The organism is Anaeromyxobacter soli (genome assembly GCF_022808855.1).
In the GTDB taxonomy this organism is placed as follows: Bacteria; Myxococcota; Myxococcia; order Myxococcales; family Anaeromyxobacteraceae; genus Anaeromyxobacter; species Anaeromyxobacter soli.
Map to the genome: position 1 here is coordinate 75,461 of NZ_JAKZLF010000008.1, position 18,305 is coordinate 93,765.

The following is an 18,305-nucleotide window of genomic DNA, read 5'->3' on the forward strand; positions in this document are numbered from 1 at the left end:
GAGCGGTCGCGCCTCGAGCGCCGCCGCCTTCGCTGGTCGTGCGCTCGGGCGTATCATGCGCGCCATGCGCGCTCTCGCCCTGTTCGCAGTCCTCCAGGCCGCTCCGGCGCTCGCGCTCGCGCAGGGGGCGCCCGGGACGGCGCCCTCGAGCGGCGCGCGCCCGGTCGTGCAGAGCGCGGGCGCGAGCCCCGCGGCTCCTCCGTCGAGCGTGACGGGCGTGACGGCCGCCCCGGCTCCCGGCACGACGACCGTGACCGCCGCTCCGAGCTCTCCTCAGCCGTCGACCGCGGCCCCGACCGCCACCGCGACTCCGACCGCCGCGAGCCCGACCCCGGCCGCGACGGCGAACCCGGCCGCGACCGCGACCGCGAGTCCGGCCCCGACCGCGACGGCCAGCCCGGTCGTGACCGCGAGTCCGGCCCAGACGCCGCCCGCGAGCCCCGCCGCGACCCCGACCGCCGCTTCCGTTCCGGTCGCGCCCACGGCCGCCGTCGCGGAGCGGCTCGCGCAGGGCGATCGCGCCTTCGGGGCGGGTGACGTCCGCGGCGCGCTCTTCGCGTATCAAGACGCGGTCTACCTCCAGCCCGGGTACGTTTTCGCGCGCGTGAAGCTCGGGCGCGCCTACCTCGCGCTCCGCTACCCCGCGCAGGCCATCGCGCAGGGAGAGCTCGCGCTCGCGTCCGATCCGACCAGCGACGACGCGCGCAGGCTCCTCGAGGAGGCCCGCGCCGCCCGGGTCCCGGCGCCCGCCCTTTCGGCCTCCCCGACGCCGCAGCCCGCGGCTGCGGCGCCCGCTGCACCCGCTGCGGCCGCTGCGCCCGCGATCGGCGCGCCCACCGCCGCCATTCCGGCGGGAGCGACGGTCGTCGTCGTGATGCCGGCGGGCGTGGCGCCCGGAACGACGATCGCCGTGCCTTCCGCGGCCCCCGCGGCCCCCGCGGCCGCTCCGGCCCCGGCGGGGACCCAGCCACGCACCTACCGTCTCACGCCCGAGCCGTACGACGCTCCTGCGCCCCTCCCTGCGGCGCCGGCGCAGGCCGGCGGGCCCACCGCCGCGCAGCGCTACCGCAGCGCGCTCGACCTCGTCGCGCGCCGCGAGTACGGCGCGGCGATCGCGCTCCTCGACGACGCGATCGCGCTCGATCCGCGGCTCGCCGTCGCATACACGGCCCGTGCGAGCGCGAAGTTCGGCCAGAGACGGTTCCGCGAGGCGGCCGACGACTACAAGGCTGCGCTCGGCCTCGACCCGGCCCTCGGGACTCCGCTGTACGGCCTCGCCGAGTGCTACCGGCTCCTCGGCGACCCGCTCGCGGGCGAGCTGTACCGCCGTTACTCGAATAGCCACGCCCGGGACGTGCGCGAGGAGCTTCGGTCGGTCGCGCGCGCCCGCGCAGACGAGCTCTCCGGCCGCTGATCCTGGAGGCGCGGCCCCCTCGGCCGCGCGGCCGCCTCCGCCCCCGCGCGGAGGGCGGTCGCGTGCCGCGCACGAGCGCTCGGGTCGCCCGGGCCCGGCCCCAATCGTACCGCGCCGCCCGTCTGGCCCACCTCCGTGGGCGGCCGTACACTTGGGGCATGGAGGCGGCGCGGATCTACAAGACGCGCCTGCCGCTCCGGATCGCGGTCGCCACGGCGGGCACGTTCTGGTTCGGCGTGCTCGTCGTGCTCCTCGGCGCCCCGGGCGCGGAGCCGCGCGCCGTGCTCGGCGCGACGCTGTTCCTCGCCTTCTTCGCGGTGTTCACCGTCCTCTACGCCCGGACGTCCATCACCGTGACGGACGACGGCATCGTGGCCGCGACGCCCTTCAGCCGTCGGCCCGTGCGCTACGAGGAGATCCGCGAGATCATCGTGCAGGACGGGCTCGGCGGGCGCGTCTACGCCCTGTTCACGCAGCGCGGGCGCGTGCAGTTCACGAGCCTCTTCGCTCGCCACCGCGAGCTGTTCGAGCTGCTCCTCGAGCGGGCGGACCTCTCGCCGCAGCGGCTCCGGCGCTGAACCTCACGATGAGGACGCGAGCGCCAGCGCCGCGGCGGAGAGGCCGAGGAGCGCCGCGGCGGTGAGGTGCGCGAGGGGGAGCCGAGGCGCCCTTCGGCCGGGCGCGTCGGCCGAAGCGGGGAGCGCGGCGCACGTGCGCGCGCCCGGGTGGACGAAGACGAGCGTCGTGTCTCCGACCGTGAGCTCGTCGCCGTCGCGGAGCGCGCAGGGCAGGCGCTCGAGCCGCATGCCATTCACCCGCAGGCCGTTCTTGGAGCCGAGATCCTCGATGAAGGCGCCCTCCGCGTCGAGGCGCAGCCGCGCGTGACGGCGCGACGCCTGGGCGTCCCGGACGCGGATGTCGGCCGCGCGCCCGCGCCCCAGGACCTGCTCGGCGCCGAGCGGGTGCCGCGCCCCGGCCTCGGGCCCGGTGACGACGACGAGGTGCACGCCGCCGATCGGCGCCTCCGGGCTCGCCGACGCATCCCGGAGCAGCGCCGCCGCGGCGACGCGGGTGCCCTCCGCGGCGACGGCGGCGGGGAGGGCGATGCGGTGGCCCCCGAGCTCGACCGACTCGCCGGAGCGGAGCAGGCGGCGCGCGCCCGCAGGCAGGGGCCGCCCCGCCGCGCGAGCGCCCGACACGCACGCCTCCACCACCAGGCCGGCCGCGCACGGCAGGAGGCGGAGCGCGCAGGGGGGAGCGCCAGGCAGCGGGAGGTCGTCGGCGCGCGAGCCGCCGGCGGTCGCGGGGGAGGAGAGGTCGCGCCGCTCGGGGTCGGCACCGGCGCACTGGAGCATGAGCGTCTGTCGCACGAGGCCATGGGATCCAGCGCCCGTGCCAGCGGGGACCGAGCACGGGCCATGAGATCTCGCGAGGTTGGACGGGCGGCCTGGCTGAGGGGGTCCGCCGCGCGGCCCGGCCGGCACCGCGCGCGCCCTATAGCGGGCAGCGCTATCCGGAGTCGGAGCCGACGTGCCAGCGGCTCTCGGCCCGCGAGCGCTCGGAAGGATCGCCCTCGAAGCGCAGGTAGCCGTTCAGCTCCAGGGTGTCCACGAGCGTCTCGGCCTCGAACTCGCCGATGCCGAGCTCGTGCACCAGGACGTCCCGGAAGTAGCTCCGGCCGCGGAGGTATCCGACGGGAGGCTCGGTCGGGGGGATGTGACGGCGAATCCGCTCGGCGACGTCGGCCAGGTCGAAGTCCTCGATGCCCACAGGCAACCCTAGGGGCGCTCCCATAGGATCGCCAGGGGGTCGAGGGCGGCCGAAGCGGGCACGCGGGTGACGCGGCGCCCGTCCGAGAGCAGCCGGACCGCCCCCTCCTCGTCCGTCCGGAGCACTGCGGCGCCCGCCGCGCGCCAGCGCTCCACCGCCTCGGCATGGGGGAAGCCGAAGCGGTTGTCCCGGCCGAGGCTCACGACGGCGAGCGCCGGGCGCACCGCCCGGACGAACGCCTCGCTCGAGGACGTCCGGCTGCCGTGGTGCGGCACCTTCACGACGTCGGCCCGGAGCCCTCCCCTCGAGAGCGCTGCGGCCTCTCCCGCGTGCTCGACGTCGCCGGGGAACAGGAACGCGGTCGTGCCGTACCCGACGCGCAGCACGACCGAGGCGTCGTTCGCGCCGAGCCCTTCGCGGTCCCCGCCCAGCACGTCGAAGCGGACGCCGGCCCGCTCCCATCCGTCGCCGGGGGCCAGGGGAACCGGCGCCAGCGCCGCGAGCACGCGCGCCACCTCGCCCTCGGCGGGAGCGCCGTTCGAGAACACGAGGTCGATCGGGAACGCGCCCGCGACGGCGGCGAGGCCGAGGGCGTGGTCGGGGTGCGGGTGCGAGACGAAGACGGCGGCGAGGCGGGTGACCCCCAGATCGCGGAGGAGGGGGACGACGTCGCGCGCGCCGGGATCCGCGCCGCCGTCCGGCGCGCCGCCGGCGTCCACCAGCACGGCGCTGCCGTCCGGGAGCCGCAGGAGCGCCGCGTCCCCCTGGCCCACCGAGAGGAACAGGACCTCGAGCCCGCCGCGCGCCTCGGCCGCGGCGGCGCGCAGGTGGGCCGGGGCGAGGAGCGCGGCGACCGCGGCGAGCGCAGCCGCGAGCCGGCGCGCGCCGCGCGCGCGGGTGGCGACGAGCGCCGCCACGTAGAACGCCACGACGCCGGCGAGCCCCGGCGAGCCGACGCCGACCACCGCGAGCCGGGGCGCCGCGGCTGCGTCCGAGACGGCGAGGAGCGCGGTCGCCAGCGGGCGCGCCGCGACGAGGGCGAGCGCTCCGAGCGCGGGGGCGGCCGCCGCGCCGACCGCAGCGATCGTGGCCGCGATCGTGAGCGCCGAGCCGATGGGCACGGCGGCGACGTTGGCGAGGAGCCCGAGCACGGGGAGCTGGCGGAAGTGAAAGGCGAGCACCGGCGCGGCGGCGAGCGACGCGGCGACGCTCGCGCAGGCCCCCGCGACGACGGGCTCGAGGAGGCGCGCCCGCCAGGTGCCGGCGCGCGGCCGCTCGAGCGGGAGCGCGCGGCGGAGAGGCCCGGCCCAGGCGACGAGGCCTGCGACCGCCGCGAACGAGAGCTGCAGCGAGACGTCGAGCGCTCCGCCCGGATCCGCGGCGAGGAGCGCGATCGCGGCGAGCGCGAGGGTGTTCGCGCCGCCGGGCTCGCGGTGGAGCGCGGTGCCGGCGAGGATCACCGTCGCCGCGACCGCCGCGCGCAGCACGGGCGAGCCGGCACCGGTGGCGATCGCGTAGACGAGCGCGACCGGGAGGGCGATCGCGGCGGCGATCCTGCGCGGGTCGGCCCGCTCGGCGAGCGCGTCCGCGCGCAGGAGGAGAGCGCGCAGCAGCCGCTCGAGCCCGAACGCGACCACCACGAGGTGCATGCCCGAGACGGCCAGGACGTGGGCGAGCCCGCTGCGGGCGAACGAGGTGCTCGTCTCCGGATCGAGCCCGCCCCGATCCCCCGCGCCGATGGCGCGCACGACCCCGGCCTCGCGGGCCGGCAGCGCACGCGTCGCCTCCTCCGCGAGCCGCTCGCGGCCGCGCTCGAGCCAGCTCGGCGCGCGCGCGGGACGGGTCCGGATCGCCGGGCCGGTCGCGAGCGCCTGGTGCGCGATGCCGCTCGCCGCGAGCCGCGCGCGCACGTCGCGCCCGCCGGGGTTGCGGGCCTCGGGGGGAACCCGGAGCACCGCCCGCAGCCGCACCTCGTCGCCCAGGCCGAGCGGCCAGGGCGCCTGCGCGGCGAGCACCTCCAGCGGGCGGCCCTCCGGGGCGCGGAGCCGGAAGCGGACGCGGTCGCCGAGGGACTCCGGAACCGAGACGATCCGGCCCTCGAGCGGCGCCGGCCGCGGCGGACCCGAGGAGAGGCCCCGATCGCCTCGGGAGTCGCGAGCACGCGCCGTTCCCTCTCCGGCGGCCGTGAGCGCACGCTCGGCTGCCCACCAGCCGGCCACGGCGAAGGCCGCGGGCGCGAGCGGCGGGGACGCCCCGAGGAGCAGGAGTGGGGCAGAGGCGGCCGGGAGGCGAGCGCCGTGGAGGCCGAGGGCCACTCCGGCGACGAGGCCGAGCGCCGGCGCGACGAGGGGATCCCGGCGGGTCAACGGACCCCTCGGGACCCCCAAACGGGAGGCACGCGAAGAAATCCGATTTCCGTAGTGTTATTGAGCGGAACGGGAGCTTGTGATAGCCTCCCGCGATCAAGCTCCCGCCCTGGCCTCGACCGTTCCGGTCGGCTCCCGGGAAGACTCAGGGAGCGGAGGAAGGAATGCCCGCAACGCAGGCTACTCAGATGGCCCCGAATTTCAAGGTCGGGGACAAGGCGGTTTATCCCGGCCAGGGGGTCGGCGAGGTCATGGGAATCGAGCACAAGGAGGTCGCCGGCCAGCGCCAGTCCTTCTACGTGCTCCGGATCCTCGAGAACGGGATGAAGATCATGATCCCCATGAACAAGGTCGGCTCCGTCGGCCTGCGCGAGATCATCGGGGAGAAGGACGTCCGACGCGTCTACACCATCCTCCGGGAGAAGGAGGTCTCGGTCGACTCGACGACCTGGAACCGCCGCTACCGGGAGTACATGGACAAGATCAAGACGGGCAGCGTCTTCGAGATCGCCGAGGTCCTGCGCGACCTGTACCTCCTCCGCTCCGACAAGGACCTCTCGTTCGGCGAGCGGAAGATGCTCGACACGGCGCGCTCGCTGCTCATCAAGGAGCTCGCGATCGCGAAGGAGTGCGGCGAGGACGACGTCGAGCAGGACCTGAAGAAGATCTTCAACTGTTGACCGGCTGCCCGGGCGCGAAGGCGCCCGGGCGCATCCCACCCGACCGCCGCACGGACGCTCGTCCGCGCGGCGGTTGCGTATCGGCGCGCTCGTGCGCGCGGGTGGGTGAGCGGCGGTCACGGTGGTCACGGCTGTAGCAGGTGCGGTGCCAGCCCGCGTCGCGGGCGAGGAGATCCGGATGATCCGCGGCGAGCGGGTGGCGGCGATCCTGGCGGCAGGCGGCTCCGGCGTGCGCGCCGGGGTCCGAAAGCAGTGGCTCGAGGTCGGGGGCGAGACGGTCCTGCGGCGCGCGGCGCGCGTGCTCGCCGGCTGCGACTCCGTCGACGAGCTCGTGGCGGTGGTGCCCGCCGGCGAGGAGGAGCGCGGGCTCGCCGAGCTGGCAGGGCTCGGGAAGCCGGCGCGGGCTGTCGTGGGCGGCGCCGCGCGCGCCGACTCGGTGCGGAACGGCGTGCGCGCGGCGGACGGCTGCGGGATCGTGCTCGTGCACGACGCCGCCCGGCCGTTCGCGACCGCGGAGCTCGCGACGCGCGTGGCGGAGGCGGCGGCGCGCGACGGGGCGGCCCTGGCGGCCCTCCCGGTCACGGACACGGTGAAGCGGGCCGCGGCCCGCGCCGACGCCGCCGCGCCCGCGCGGGTCGAGGCGACGCTCGACCGGCGTGCGCTCTGGCTCGCGCAGACACCCCAGGGGTTCCGGCGGGCCCTGCTCCTCGAGGCGTTCGAGCGGGCGGGGGCCGCGGCGGCCGAGGCCACGGACGAGTGCGCGCTCGTCGAGGCCATGGGGGCGACCGTGACGCTCGTGCCCGGGGAGCCGGGGAACTTCAAGATCACCGGGCCCGAGGACGTCGCCCGGGCCCGGACCTTCCTCGAGGCCCCCGTGGCGATGGGGGTCGGCTACGACACCCACCGGTTCGCGGAGGGGCGCAGGCTCGTGCTCGGCGGCGTCGAGTTCGACGGGGACGGCCTCCTCGGCCACTCCGACGCGGACGTGTGCGCCCACGCCATCGGCGACGCGATCCTGGGCGCGGCCGGGCTCGGCGATCTCGGCCGCCACTTCCCCGACACCGACCCGCGCTGGAAGGGGGTCTCCTCGCTCGCGCTGCTCCGCGAGATCGCCGCGAAGGCGGCCGCCCGGGGCCTCCGGGTCGGGAACTGCGACGTGACGCTCGCGGCCCGGCGGCCCAAGATCGCGCCGCGCGCCGAGGAGATGCGCGCGCGGCTCGCCGAGGCGCTCGGCGTCGCGCCCGCGCAGGTGAACGTGAAGGCCACCACGGGCGAGGGGATGGGCTTCGTCGGGCGCGGCGAGGGGATCGCCGCGCACGCCGTCGCGCTCCTCGTCAGAGTGCGGTAGGAGAAGCGCCGATGCCCATCGTCATCTCGGACACGCTCACCGGCACGAAGCGCGAGCTCGTGTCCATCGAGCCCGGCAAGATCCGCTTCTACGCCTGCGGCCCCACCGTCTACGACTCGGCGCACGTCGGCCACGGCCGGAGCTACGTCGTGTGGGACCTCGTGGTGCGGCACCTGCGGGCCCGCGGCTACGAGGTCCGCTACGTCCGGAACTTCACCGACGTGGACGACAAGATCATCCGCCGCGCGAACGAGCGGGGCGAGGACCCGGTGAAGCTCGCGGCCCGCTACGCCGAGGAGTTCGACGAGGACATGGACGCCCTCGGCAACCTGCGCCCCGACGTGGCGCCGAAGGTCTCCGAGCACGTCCCGCAGATCGTCGCGATGATCTCGACGCTCGTGGAGAAGGGCTTCGCGTACGCGCCGGGGAACGGCGACGTGTACTACGCGGTGCGCGCGTTCCCCGACTACGGGCGGCTCGCCAAGCGGAACCTCGACGACCTCCGCTCCGGCGCGCGCGTGGAGCCCGGCGAGGCGAAGCGCGATCCACTCGACTTCGCGCTCTGGAAGGCGGCGAAGCCCGGCGAGCCGGCGTGGGACTCGCCCTGGGGCCGCGGCCGGCCGGGCTGGCACATCGAGTGCTCGGCCATGACCCTCGCCCACCTCGGCGCGCCCATCGACCTGCACGGCGGGGGCAAGGACCTCGTCTTCCCTCACCACACGAACGAGATCGCGCAGTCGGCCGCGGCGGTGGGGGACGGCCGGACGGCGGAGAGCTTCTGCCGCCACTGGATGCACCACGGGTTCGTCGAGATCGACAGCGAGAAGATGTCGAAGTCGCTCGGCAACTTCTTCACGCTGCGCGACGTGATCGCGAAGTTCGACCCGGAGGCCATCCGCCTCTTCTTCCTGGGGACGCACTACCGCAACCCGATCAACTACTCGGACGCGATCCTCTCCGAGGCCGAGCGCCGCCTGAACTACTTCTACGAGACGCTCGAGAAGGTGGACGCCCTCTCCGAGGGGATCTCGCCGGCGGGGGAGGGCGGGGCGGTGGTGGAGGCCGCGCGCCGGGCGCTCGACGACGACTTCAACGCGCCGCAGGTGCTCGCCGCGCTCGCAGAGGCGTTCACGGCGGCGAACGCGCTCGCCGATCGCAGGGGGAAGAAGAGCCCGGAGGACCGCGCCCGGCTCGCCGCGTTCGCGCGGGACGTGCGCGAGGTCGGCACGACGCTCGGGCTCGTTCAGCGCCGGCCGGCCGAGGCGCTGCGCGCCGTCCGCGCCAAGGCGGCGGCGCGCCGCGGGATCGAGCCGGCGGCCGTGGAGGCGAAGCTCGTCGCGCGCGCCGAGGCGCGCAAGGCGCGGGACTTCGCGCGCGGGGACGCCATCCGCGACGCGCTGCTCGCCGAAGGGGTCGCGATCATGGACGGGCCGCAGGGCACGACCTGGAAGGTCGAGTAGCCGCGGTCGGGCGCGGCCGGCGGACGCGCCGGGAGACCGGGCGTCCGCGGCGCGGGAGGTCACTCCTCGAGCGGCGGCTGCGGACCGGGGACGATCCCGGCGATGTCGGGGTCCTCGCCCGGCGCGACGGGACCGCGGTCCACCTTCTCGCGCTTGCGCTGCTCCTTCTTCTCGTCCTTGCGGCGCTGCTTGTCGCGGCGCGCCGCCTCCTTCTGCCGCTTGGTCGCTCCAGGGTTGAAGGCCATCTCTCCTCCGGGGCTCGAGATCGCGAAATCGTGGGGGCCCGGCCACTGCGGCCGAGCCCCCGGGAAGCGGCTCACGCCGCGCGCTGCGCCGGGCGGACGTACGCCGCCTGGGCCCGTGCCGTTTCGACAGGCGGGACGCGCGCAACGTAACCGGAACGGGTGCGCTTGTCGAGCGTCCGCGCCGCCACTCTCCGCCCGGGCGCGCAGTCCCGGACGGTGCGCCGCCAGGCGGGGAGCGGAGGCCTCGCCGCCCGCCGCGGGAGGGAGACGGCGAACGGTTCCTGATCGCGGGGCCGCGCGCCGTTACACTCCGCTGCGTGCCTTTCGACTTGAGGAGCGAGTTCAAGCCCACGGGCGATCAGCCGCGGGCCATCGAGGAGCTCACGGCCGGGCTGCGCCGCGGCGACCCGCACCAGGTCCTGCTCGGCGTCACCGGCTCGGGCAAGACCTTCACCGTCGCGAACGTGGTGGCGGAGGTGCGGCGGCCGACGCTCGTCATCGCGCACAACAAGACGCTCGCGGCCCAGCTCTACGGCGAGTTCAAGGAGCTCTTCCCCAGCGCCGCCGTCCACTACTTCGTCTCGTACTACGACTACTACCAGCCCGAGGCGTACGTCCCGTCGACCGACACGTACATCGAGAAGGACTCGTCCATCAACGACGAGATCGATCGGATGCGGCACGCGGCCACGCACGCGCTCCTCACGCGCAACGACGTGCTCATCGTCGCCTCCGTCTCCTGCATCTACGGCCTCGGCACCGCGGAGGCCTACTACGGCCTCCTGCAGCAGGTGGAGCGGGGGCAGGAGTTCCTGCGCGACCGCTTCATCCGGTCGCTCATCGACATCCAGTACGAGCGGAACGACGTCGACTTCCACCGCGGCACCTTCCGCGTGCGCGGCGACACCATCGAGGTGTTCCCGCCGTACGAGGAGGATCGCGCCATCCGGATCGAGTTCTTCGGCGACGTGGTCGAGTCGATCCACGAGTTCGATCCGCTCCGCGGCCAGACGCTGGCCGAGCTCGACAAGGCGGCGATCTTCCCGAACAGCCACTACGTGTCGGCGCCCGAGACGCGCAAGCGCGCCGTCGACGGGATCCGCGAGGAGCTGCGCGAGCGGCTCGGCGAGCTCAAGGCGGCGAACAAGCTCGTCGAGGCGCAGCGGCTCGAGCAGCGGACGATGTTCGACCTCGAGATGCTCGAGCAGATGGGGTTCTGCTCCGGCATCGAGAACTACTCGCGCTGGCTCTCGGGCCGGAAGGCGGGCGATCCGCCGCCGTGCCTCCTCGACTACTTCCCGAAGGACTTCCTCCTCGTCATCGACGAGTCGCACCAGACCGTCCCGCAGATCGGCGCCATGTACCGCGGCGACCGCTCGCGCAAGGAGACGCTGGTGGACTTCGGGTTCCGCCTGCCGTCGGCGCTCGACAACCGGCCGCTCAAGTTCGAGGAGTTCGAGGGGCTCGTGCGCCAGGGCATCTACGTCTCGGCGACGCCGGCCGAGTACGAGCTGCAGAAGGCGCAGGGCGTCGTCGTCGAGCAGATCATCCGCCCGACCGGCCTGACGGACCCGGAGGTCGAGGTCCGGCCGGTGGGGTCCCAGGTGGACGATCTCCTCGGCGAGGTGCGCAAGCGCGCGGAGGCCGGGGAGCGCGTCCTCGTCACGACGCTCACGAAGCGGATGGCGGAGGACCTCACCGAGTACTTCACCGACGTGGGCGTCCGCTGCCGCTACCTGCACTCCGACATCGAGACGCTCGAGCGCAGCGCGCTCATCCGCGACCTGCGCAAGGGCGAGTTCGACGTGCTCATCGGCATCAACCTGCTGCGCGAGGGCCTCGACATCCCCGAGGTCTCGCTCGTCGCGGTGCTGGACGCCGACAAGGAGGGCTTCCTCCGCTCGTCGGTGTCGCTCATCCAGACGATCGGGCGGGCCTCGCGGAACGTGAACGGGCGCGTGATCCTGTACGCAGACTCGATCACGGCGTCCATGAAGCAGGCGCTCGACGAGACGAACCGGCGCCGCGAGATCCAGCGCGCCTACAACCTCGAGCACGGGATCACCCCGCAGACGGTGAAGCGCAACATCACCGACCTGCAGATGGCGATCGTGGAGGCGGACTACGTCACCGTGCCGATGGCCGCCGAGGGCGCGGAGTACAAGCCGGAGCAGCTCCCGATCATCGTCGCCTCGCTCGAGGAGGAGATGAAGGAGGCGGCGAAGGCGCTCGAGTTCGAGAAGGCGGCGCAGCTCCGCGATCGCATCCTCGCGCTGAAGGACCTCCAGCTCGGGCTGCCCGCCAAGGCGAGCGGGGTGAAGGGGCTGCTCGGCTCCGGCGCCTTCGCCGGCGCGGCGGCGATGGGGAAGCTCGGCGGCGCGCGGCGCCCGCAGCAGCGGCGCCGCCGGCGCTGACCACCGGCGGGCGGGCGAGCGAGCGCGTGCCGTCGCCGCCTGGAGGAGCGCCGCCCCGCGTGGGAAGACGTGCGGCGCCTCGCGATGGGTAGGGATGGATCTCCATCTTCACGGAGGGAGATCGGACCATGGAGCGGATCGCGGCGGCGGTCGTGCTGGTGGGGGTGCTGGGGGCGTGCGGTGGCGGCGGCGACGGCAAGAAGTCCGAGCCCGAGCCCGCCCGGGTGAAGGGGACGGTGCTGGGCCAGGCGTTCGACCCGGTGGACGGCACCGCCCTCGTGCTGAGCCCGGAGACCTGCGTCTTCCAGGACGTGCTGCAGGCGAGCGCGACCGCGATCCTCGTGGGCTTCGGGACGTTCGAGAACATGTGCCAGGTCGCCCAGCAGACGAAGGCGTGCGGCGGGAAGGCGAACGGGACCACCGTGAACCTGCTCGTGCTGAACGCGAGCGCGGTCGGCGCCGCGACCGCGGTCCAGCCGGGGACCTACCCCGTCACCACGGCCCAGCCCGACGTGACGAAGCCGTTCACCGTCGCGACCGCGTTCGTCGCGAAGACCGACGGGGCGTGCGCGGACTCCGCGAGCGCGGTCGAGGCGACCGGCGGCACCGTCACGCTCGACAGGACGGGGCCGGACCGGGTGACCGGGAGCGCGAGCGTCACCTTCTCGGACGGGAGCAGCGTGAGCGGCGCGTTCGACGTCCCGGTGTGCGGGTTCTCGATCGACGTCTGCAGCGGCCTCGGCGCGGGCTGCGACAGCCCCACCTGCGTCCCCTGAGCGAGCGGCGGGGAGGCGTCCGGGCGCCCGGGAGGGCCCGCGCCGACCGCGAGGGAGCGGGGCGTCCCGGCCGACGCCGGGGCGCGGCCGCCCGCCCGCGCGAACCCACAGGTGATCCGCGCCCCATTTCCGGGTAATTCCTCTACTCCGGGATGGACGCGAACCTCCGAAAGAAGCTCGACGAGCTGCCCGCCGAGCCGGGCTGCTACCTCATGAAGGACCGCCGCGGCGAGGTGGTCTACGTGGGGAAGGCGTCGAGCCTCCGCTCGCGCGTCCGCTCCTACTTCGACGCCTCGCGCGGCGACCGCCGCGCCTTCGTCGCGCTGCTCGACGACCTCCTCGGCGATCTCGAGGTCATCGTCACGCGCTCGGAGAAGGAGGCCGTCCTCCTCGAGAACGAGCTCATCAAGCGGCACAAGCCGCGGTTCAACATCCGGCTGCGCGACGACAAGGACTTCATCGTCCTGCGGCTCGACGACCGTCACCCGTTCCCGCGCCTCGAGGTCCGGCGCGCGCGAGAGCCGCGCCGCCCGGGCGCGCGCTACTTCGGCCCGTACTCGTCGGCGAGCTCGATCCGGGAGACGCTCCGGGTCGTGAACCGGCACTTCCAGCTCAGGACGTGCACCGACCACGTGTTCGACCACCGGAAGCGGCCCTGCATCCTCTACCAGATCAAGCGCTGCCCGGCGCCGTGCGTGTACGACGTGCCCGAGGCCGAGTACCGGCGGTCGGTCGAGGACGCCATCGAGTTCCTCGAGGGGCGCGAGTCCGAGCTCGTCGAGCGGCTCCGCGGGCGGATGGAGGAGGCGGCGGGCGCGCTCCGCTTCGAGGACGCGGCGCGGCTCCGCGATCAGCTCCAGGCGGTGGAGCGCAGCCTCGAGAAGCAGCGCGTGCTCATGGCCGACCGGGCCGATCGCGACGTGGTCGGGCTCTACCGGGAGGGCCCGGACCTCGTGGTGCAGGTCCTCGCCATGCGCGGCGGGAAGCTCCAGGACTCGCGCAGCTACCCGTTCCGCGAGCAGGAGTTCCCGGACGAGGAGACGCTCTCGTCCTTCCTCTCCCTCTACTACGAGCAGAACCCGGCGCCGGAGGAGATCCTCGTCCCGGTCGAGCCGGTCGAGGCCGACGCGCTCGCCGAGGTGCTCGCCGAGCGGCGCGGCCGCCGCGTGCGGGTCCTCACCCCGCAGCGCGGCGCGAAGGCGGATCTCCTCGAGGTGGCGGCGCGCAACGCGGAGCAGGGGTTCAAGAGCTGGCACGAGAAGGACGAGCGGCGCGAGCAGGCGCTCGCGGCGCTCACGCGCGCGCTCCACCTCGCGAAGCCGCCGCGCTGGATGGAGTGCTACGACATCTCCACCTTCCAGGGCGCGCTCGCGGTCGGCTCGGGCGTCTCGTTCCGGGACGGGGAGCCCGACAAGGCCAACTACCGCCGCTACAAGGTGAAGGGGGTCGCGGGGCAGGACGACTTCGCGATGCTCTACGAGGTCGTCTCGCGGCGGCTCAAGCGCGCGATCGGCGAGGGCGTGTTCCCGGACCTGCTCGTCATCGACGGCGGCAAGGGCCAGCTCAACGCGGCGCTCGCCGCCGCGAAGGACCTGGGCGTTCCGACGAAGCCGTCACCCGGCAACGTGGGCGCGCCCTTCGTCGAGCTCGTCGGCCTCGCGAAGAGCCGGCTCGTGGACGCGCCGGCCCTCGGGACGTCGCGGGTCATCGGGCGCCGGGGACGGGGCGCGCGCGGCGCCGCGGCGCTCGCGGACGCGGCGGAGGCGCAGGAGCGCGGGTTCGTGTCCGAGCTGGCGCGGAGCCCCGAGCGCGTGTTCCTCCCGGCGCGAAAGGATCCGGTCGTGCTGCGGCAGAACTCGGCGGAGCTCTTCCTGCTCGCCCGCCTGCGCGACGAGGCGCACCGCTTCGCGATCACCTTCCATCGCAAGCTCCGGCGCGAGCGGAACTTCCAGAGCGTGCTCGAGGAGATCCCCGGCGTCGGGGAGGGGCGGAAGCGGACGCTGCTCCGCCACTTCGGGTCGCTCCGGCGCGTGAAGGAGGCGACGCTCGCGGAGATCGGCGAGGTGGACGGGTTCGGGCCGAAGCAGGCGCGGGCCGTGCACGAGTTCTTCCACGCCGCCGTCGGATCGGATGCCGCCGCGCCGGAGGGCCCCGAGGTCGCCGGGCCCCTCGCCGGCGCGCCCCCGGCCGCCGTCCCCGCGGGCCCGCCCGCCGAGGGCGTGACCGAGGCGGACATCGACGCGGCGCTCGCGGCGGAGGCCGAGGCCGGGGAGGGCGTGGAGCCGATCGAGGACGCGCACGCCCCGTCGCTGACGGAGTGACGCGCGGCCGCCGGTCGAGCGTTGCCGGGCGGGCGCCGGCCTCTTATGCAGGACGGAACCGGTCCCCTTTACGGAGGTCACATGCGCATCGCCGAAGACATCACGAAGCTCATCGGCAACACGCCGCTCGTGCGGCTCAACCGCGTGCTCGACGGCGCGAAGGCGACCGTCGCGGCGAAGCTCGAGATGTGGAATCCGGCGGGCAGCGTGAAGGATCGGATCGGCGTCTCGATGATCGAGGCCGCGGAGCGGGAGAGGAAGATCAAGCCCGACACGATCCTGCTCGAGCCGACGAGCGGCAACACCGGCATCGGCCTCGCGTTCGCCGCCGCCGCGAAGGGCTACCCCCTCACGCTGACCATGCCGGACACCATGAGCGTGGAGCGCCGCAAGCTGCTCGTCGCCTTCGGGGCGGAGCTCGTGCTCACGCCGGGCGCGGAGGGGATGAAGGGCGCCATCAAGCGCGCCGAGGAGATGGCCGCGAAGGACCCGCGCTACCTCATCCTGCAGCAGTTCGAGAACCCCGCCAACCCGGACATCCACCGCCGGACCACGGCGGAGGAGATCTGGCGCGACACGGACGGCAAGGTGGACATCCTCGTCTGCGCGACCGGCACGGGCGGCACGGTCACGGGCTGCGCCCAGGTGCTGAAGCCGCGCAAGCCGTCCCTGCGGATCGTCGCGGCCGAGCCGGCGGACTCGCCGGTGCTCTCCGGCGGCAAGCCGGGGCCGCACAAGATCCAGGGGTGGGGCCCGGGGTTCGTGCCCAAGGTGCTGGACCCGAAGCTCCTCGACGAGATCGTGACGGTGCGTCACGAGGACGCGGGGGACATGGCGCGCCGCCTCTGCAAGGAGGAGGGGATCCTCTCGAGCATCTCCGACGGCGGCGTCGCCTGGGCGGCGCGGGAGATCGCCCGGCGGCCCGAGAACGAGGGTAAGCTCGTGGTCGCGGTGCTCCCCGACACCGGGGAGCGGTACCTGTCCACATGGCTCTTCGAGGAGGCGAAGTGAGCGATTCCAAGCAGGCGAGGGCGCCGGCCGTCGACACGGTGGCGCTCGCGCCGGTGGTCGACCGGCTCTGCCGCGAGGCGACGCTCGCGACGGCGTTCCCGCCCGGCGGGAAGGTGACCCTCCCGTCGCGCGAGGCCGTGATCGGCTTCGTCGAGGATCTGCGCGGGGTCCTGTTCCCCGGCTACTTCGGGACGAACGACGTCCACGGCGAGAGCCTGCACTACTTCGTCGGCGCGACGCTGGCCCGCGCGCTCCGCTCGCTCGAGGAGCAGGTCCGGCGCGGGCTGTCGTTCACGGAGCGTCACGACCTGGACACGTGCGATCACTGCGCGGACACCGCGCGCCACGTGACGCGAGCGTTCCTCGGGCGCGTCCCGGAGCTCCGGCGACTCGTGGCCTCCGACGTCGAGGCCGCCTACGAGGGCGATCCCGCGCTGAAGACGCGCGACGAGGCGATCTTCGCCTACCCGGGCATCTTCGCCATCACGAACCAGCGCATCGCCCACGAGCTGCACGTCCTCGGGGTGCCGCTCATCCCCCGCATCATCACGGAGCACGCCCACACGCTGACGGGGATCGACATCCACCCGGGCGCGGCGATCGGCGAGCGCTTCTTCATCGACCACGGCACGGGCGTCGTGGTGGGGGAGACGTCCCGGATCGGGGATCGCGTCCGCCTGTACCAGGGCGTGACCCTCGGGGCGAAGAGCTTCCCGCTCGACGAGAAGGGGACCCCGATCAAGGGCATCGATCGGCACCCGATCGTCGAGGACGACGTCGTGGTATACGCCGGCGCCACCATCCTCGGCCGGATCGTGATCGGCAAGGGCTCGTCGATCGGCGGCAACGTCTGGCTCACCAACGGCGTTCCGCCCGGGAGCCGCATCACGCAGGCCGAGGTCCGGGAGCAGCGCTACTCGCACGGCGGCGGGATCTGAGCCTCGCGCGGGGCGCCGAACCGAAAGGAAACGCCTCCTTGGCCTACCACCCCTGGCACGACGTCGAGCTGCCCCGCTTCATCGAGGAGCCGGTCCCGGCCATCATCGAGATCGCCACCGGCTCGAAGGTGAAGTACGAGCTGGACAAGAAGTCCGGGCTGCTCCTCGTCGACCGGATCCTCTTCTCCTCGGTTCACTATCCGGCGAACTACGGCTTCGTCCCGCGCACGTACTGCGACGACGGCGATCCGCTCGACGTCCTCGTGCTGTGCCAGGAGGCGATCGTACCGCTCGCCATCATGCGCGCCAAGGTCATCGGCGTCATGAAGATGCGCGACGACAAGGGCGAGGACGACAAGCTCATCGCGGTGCACGCCGACGATCCGACCTACTCGGACTACTCGGACATCTCCCAGATCCCCTCCCACAAGCTGCGCGAGCTGAAGCGCTTCTTCGAGGACTACAAGGCCCTCGAGAACAAGAAGGTGCTCGTCTCCGAGCCGCAGGGCCGCTCCGAGGGCCTGCAGGTGCTACGCGACGCCATCCGCCTCTACGAGCAGGAGAAGGTACGGCTCAAGGAGGCGCCGCTCGCCCCGCCGGCGCTGCCGCCCAGGGCGCGGCAGGCGAGCCGGGCGAAGCCCTCCGCGCGGAAGGCCACCGCCAAGGCCCGCCGCTAGCGGGCTCGCGGGGAGGGGCCCGCTCGTCCGGGGCGCGCGGACGGGCGGGTGGTTATGTTCGTCGCCGATGGAACACGCGCTCGAACACATCGCGGCGGCGGTGACGCCGGCGGTCATGGTCTCCGCGTGCGGCCTCATCGCGCTCGGCCTCGACAACCAGGTCGCCCGGATGTCCGGGCGCCTGCGCGATCTCGCCCGCGAGTTCCGCGACGAGGACGCGCCGGCGCGGCGGGCCGTCGTGGCGCGGCAGGTGCGCGTGATGGAGCTCCGGCACCGGCTCTACTCGCGCGCCATCCTCCTCGACTACGCCGCGCTGTTCGCGTTCGTGGTCACCTCGCTCCTGTGGCTCGCGCAGGCGTTCGTGTCGCTCTCCGCGGCGGTCCCCGTCATGACGTTCGGCGTCGGGGTGCTCCTCCTCGCCGGCATGGCGATCTACGTCATGGCCTCGATCACGCTCGCGCGGCGGACGGTGCGGGCCGAGGCGGCGGACATCATCGGGCGCACCCCCGAGGCCCCGTTGCGAGAGCCGGCCGGAGTGCGTGCGCACTGAGCCGACGGGCGGCCGGGCGGGACGCGCCGCCGCGTCGCAGGCCGCCGCCGTGCCCGCCCGGTCCACGAATCCTTCCCGCGGCGGTGGGCTCTCATGCGAAGAACGGGCCCTGAGGCCCGAGGTCCCTCCCGACGATGCCGATCTACGAGTACGCCTGCGCCAGCTGCGAGAAGAAGTTCGAGGAGCTCATCGTCCGCAAGACGGACGAGGCCGAGGTGAAGTGCCCGGCCTGCGGAGGGACCGAGGTCGCGCGGCAGATGTCGCGCCCCGCGGCCGCCCGCGTGGGCGGCTCCGGCGGTGGGGCGCCGCCCGCGTGCGGCCCCGTCGGTTGAAGC

General features: G+C 74.2%; 17 protein-coding genes. 13 read left to right on the forward strand and 4 right to left on the reverse strand.

Features of this window, described 5'->3' with window-relative positions:
- Positions 1 to 64 precede the first annotated feature (64 nt).
- Positions 65 to 1,414: a tetratricopeptide repeat protein gene (locus MLV88_RS08175; RefSeq protein WP_243337274.1), complete on the forward strand. Its 1,350-nt coding sequence runs from the start codon at positions 65 to 67 to the stop codon at positions 1,412 to 1,414.
- A gap of 158 nt (positions 1,415 to 1,572) precedes the next feature.
- The gene (locus MLV88_RS08180; RefSeq protein ID WP_242354677.1) at positions 1,573 to 1,992 is read left to right on the forward strand and encodes a hypothetical protein; all 420 of its coding nucleotides are present in this window, start codon (positions 1,573 to 1,575) and stop codon (positions 1,990 to 1,992) included.
- A gap of 3 nt (positions 1,993 to 1,995) precedes the next feature.
- On the opposite strand, the gene MLV88_RS08185 is transcribed toward MLV88_RS08180, so the two are convergent.
- The 3 genes from MLV88_RS08185 to MLV88_RS08195 form a co-directional block, all read right to left on the reverse strand.
- On the reverse strand, positions 1,996 to 2,784 hold the full coding sequence (locus MLV88_RS08185) for an FHA domain-containing protein (RefSeq protein ID WP_243337277.1): 789 nt from the start codon (positions 2,782 to 2,784) through the stop codon (positions 1,996 to 1,998).
- A 139-nt stretch (positions 2,785 to 2,923) separates the two neighbouring features.
- Positions 2,924 to 3,184 (reverse strand): hypothetical protein, encoded by a 261-nt coding sequence (locus MLV88_RS08190; RefSeq protein ID WP_242336454.1) that lies wholly within the window; start codon positions 3,182 to 3,184, stop codon positions 2,924 to 2,926.
- An 8-nt stretch (positions 3,185 to 3,192) separates the two neighbouring features.
- Positions 3,193 to 5,550 carry a DNA internalization-related competence protein ComEC/Rec2 gene (locus MLV88_RS08195; RefSeq protein ID WP_243337278.1) on the reverse strand — a complete coding sequence of 786 codons (2,358 nt, stop codon included), beginning with the start codon at positions 5,548 to 5,550 and terminating at the stop codon, positions 3,193 to 3,195.
- A 188-nt stretch (positions 5,551 to 5,738) separates the two neighbouring features.
- Between MLV88_RS08195 and MLV88_RS08200 the strand changes: the two genes are divergently transcribed.
- The 3 genes from MLV88_RS08200 to cysS all read left to right on the forward strand — a co-directional run bounded on the left by MLV88_RS08200 (position 5,739) and on the right by cysS (position 9,038).
- Positions 5,739 to 6,230, forward strand: coding sequence for a CarD family transcriptional regulator (locus tag MLV88_RS08200; RefSeq protein WP_242339422.1), 492 nt, complete (start codon positions 5,739 to 5,741; stop codon positions 6,228 to 6,230).
- Between the two features lie 178 nt (positions 6,231 to 6,408).
- Positions 6,409 to 7,578 carry a 2-C-methyl-D-erythritol 4-phosphate cytidylyltransferase gene (gene ispD / locus MLV88_RS08205; protein WP_242355694.1) on the forward strand — a complete coding sequence of 390 codons (1,170 nt, stop codon included), beginning with the start codon at positions 6,409 to 6,411 and terminating at the stop codon, positions 7,576 to 7,578.
- Positions 7,579 to 7,589: 11 nt separating this feature from the next.
- Entirely contained in the window at positions 7,590 to 9,038 is a 1,449-nt protein-coding gene (cysS, locus tag MLV88_RS08210; RefSeq protein WP_242339420.1) for a cysteine--tRNA ligase, read from the forward strand.
- Positions 9,039 to 9,097: 59 nt separating this feature from the next.
- Here cysS and MLV88_RS08215 read toward each other — a convergent pair whose 3' ends face one another.
- Positions 9,098 to 9,283: a hypothetical protein gene (locus tag MLV88_RS08215; RefSeq protein WP_242339418.1), complete on the reverse strand. Its 186-nt coding sequence runs from the start codon at positions 9,281 to 9,283 to the stop codon at positions 9,098 to 9,100.
- A gap of 317 nt (positions 9,284 to 9,600) precedes the next feature.
- On the opposite strand from MLV88_RS08215, the gene uvrB reads away from it, so the two are divergent.
- The 8 genes from uvrB (at position 9,601) to MLV88_RS08255 (ending at position 18,302) form a co-directional block, all read left to right on the forward strand.
- Positions 9,601 to 11,697, forward strand: a complete 2,097-nt coding sequence (gene uvrB / locus MLV88_RS08220) for an excinuclease ABC subunit UvrB (protein ID WP_242339415.1) — start codon at positions 9,601 to 9,603, stop codon at positions 11,695 to 11,697.
- 128 nt (positions 11,698 to 11,825) lie between these two features.
- Entirely contained in the window at positions 11,826 to 12,473 is a 648-nt protein-coding gene (locus tag MLV88_RS08225) for a hypothetical protein (protein ID WP_242339414.1), read from the forward strand.
- Between the two features lie 152 nt (positions 12,474 to 12,625).
- Positions 12,626 to 14,794, forward strand: a complete 2,169-nt coding sequence (gene uvrC, locus MLV88_RS08230; protein WP_242339413.1) for an excinuclease ABC subunit UvrC — start codon at positions 12,626 to 12,628, stop codon at positions 14,792 to 14,794.
- 81 nt (positions 14,795 to 14,875) lie between these two features.
- The gene (gene cysK, locus MLV88_RS08235; protein ID WP_242339412.1) at positions 14,876 to 15,805 is read left to right on the forward strand and encodes a cysteine synthase A; all 930 of its coding nucleotides are present in this window, start codon (positions 14,876 to 14,878) and stop codon (positions 15,803 to 15,805) included.
- Entirely contained in the window at positions 15,802 to 16,743 is a 942-nt protein-coding gene (epsC, locus tag MLV88_RS08240) for a serine O-acetyltransferase EpsC (RefSeq protein WP_242339410.1), read from the forward strand. The genes cysK and epsC overlap by 4 nt, the downstream gene beginning before the upstream one ends.
- 38 nt (positions 16,744 to 16,781) lie before the next feature.
- Positions 16,782 to 17,420, forward strand: coding sequence for an inorganic diphosphatase (locus tag MLV88_RS08245; protein ID WP_242339409.1), 639 nt, complete (start codon positions 16,782 to 16,784; stop codon positions 17,418 to 17,420).
- 67 nt (positions 17,421 to 17,487) lie between these two features.
- Complete coding sequence (locus tag MLV88_RS08250; RefSeq protein WP_242339407.1) at positions 17,488 to 17,970, forward strand: DUF2721 domain-containing protein; 483 nt, start codon at positions 17,488 to 17,490, stop codon at positions 17,968 to 17,970.
- A 134-nt stretch (positions 17,971 to 18,104) separates the two neighbouring features.
- Complete coding sequence (locus MLV88_RS08255; RefSeq protein ID WP_242339405.1) at positions 18,105 to 18,302, forward strand: FmdB family zinc ribbon protein; 198 nt, start codon at positions 18,105 to 18,107, stop codon at positions 18,300 to 18,302.
- Positions 18,303 to 18,305 lie beyond the last annotated feature (3 nt).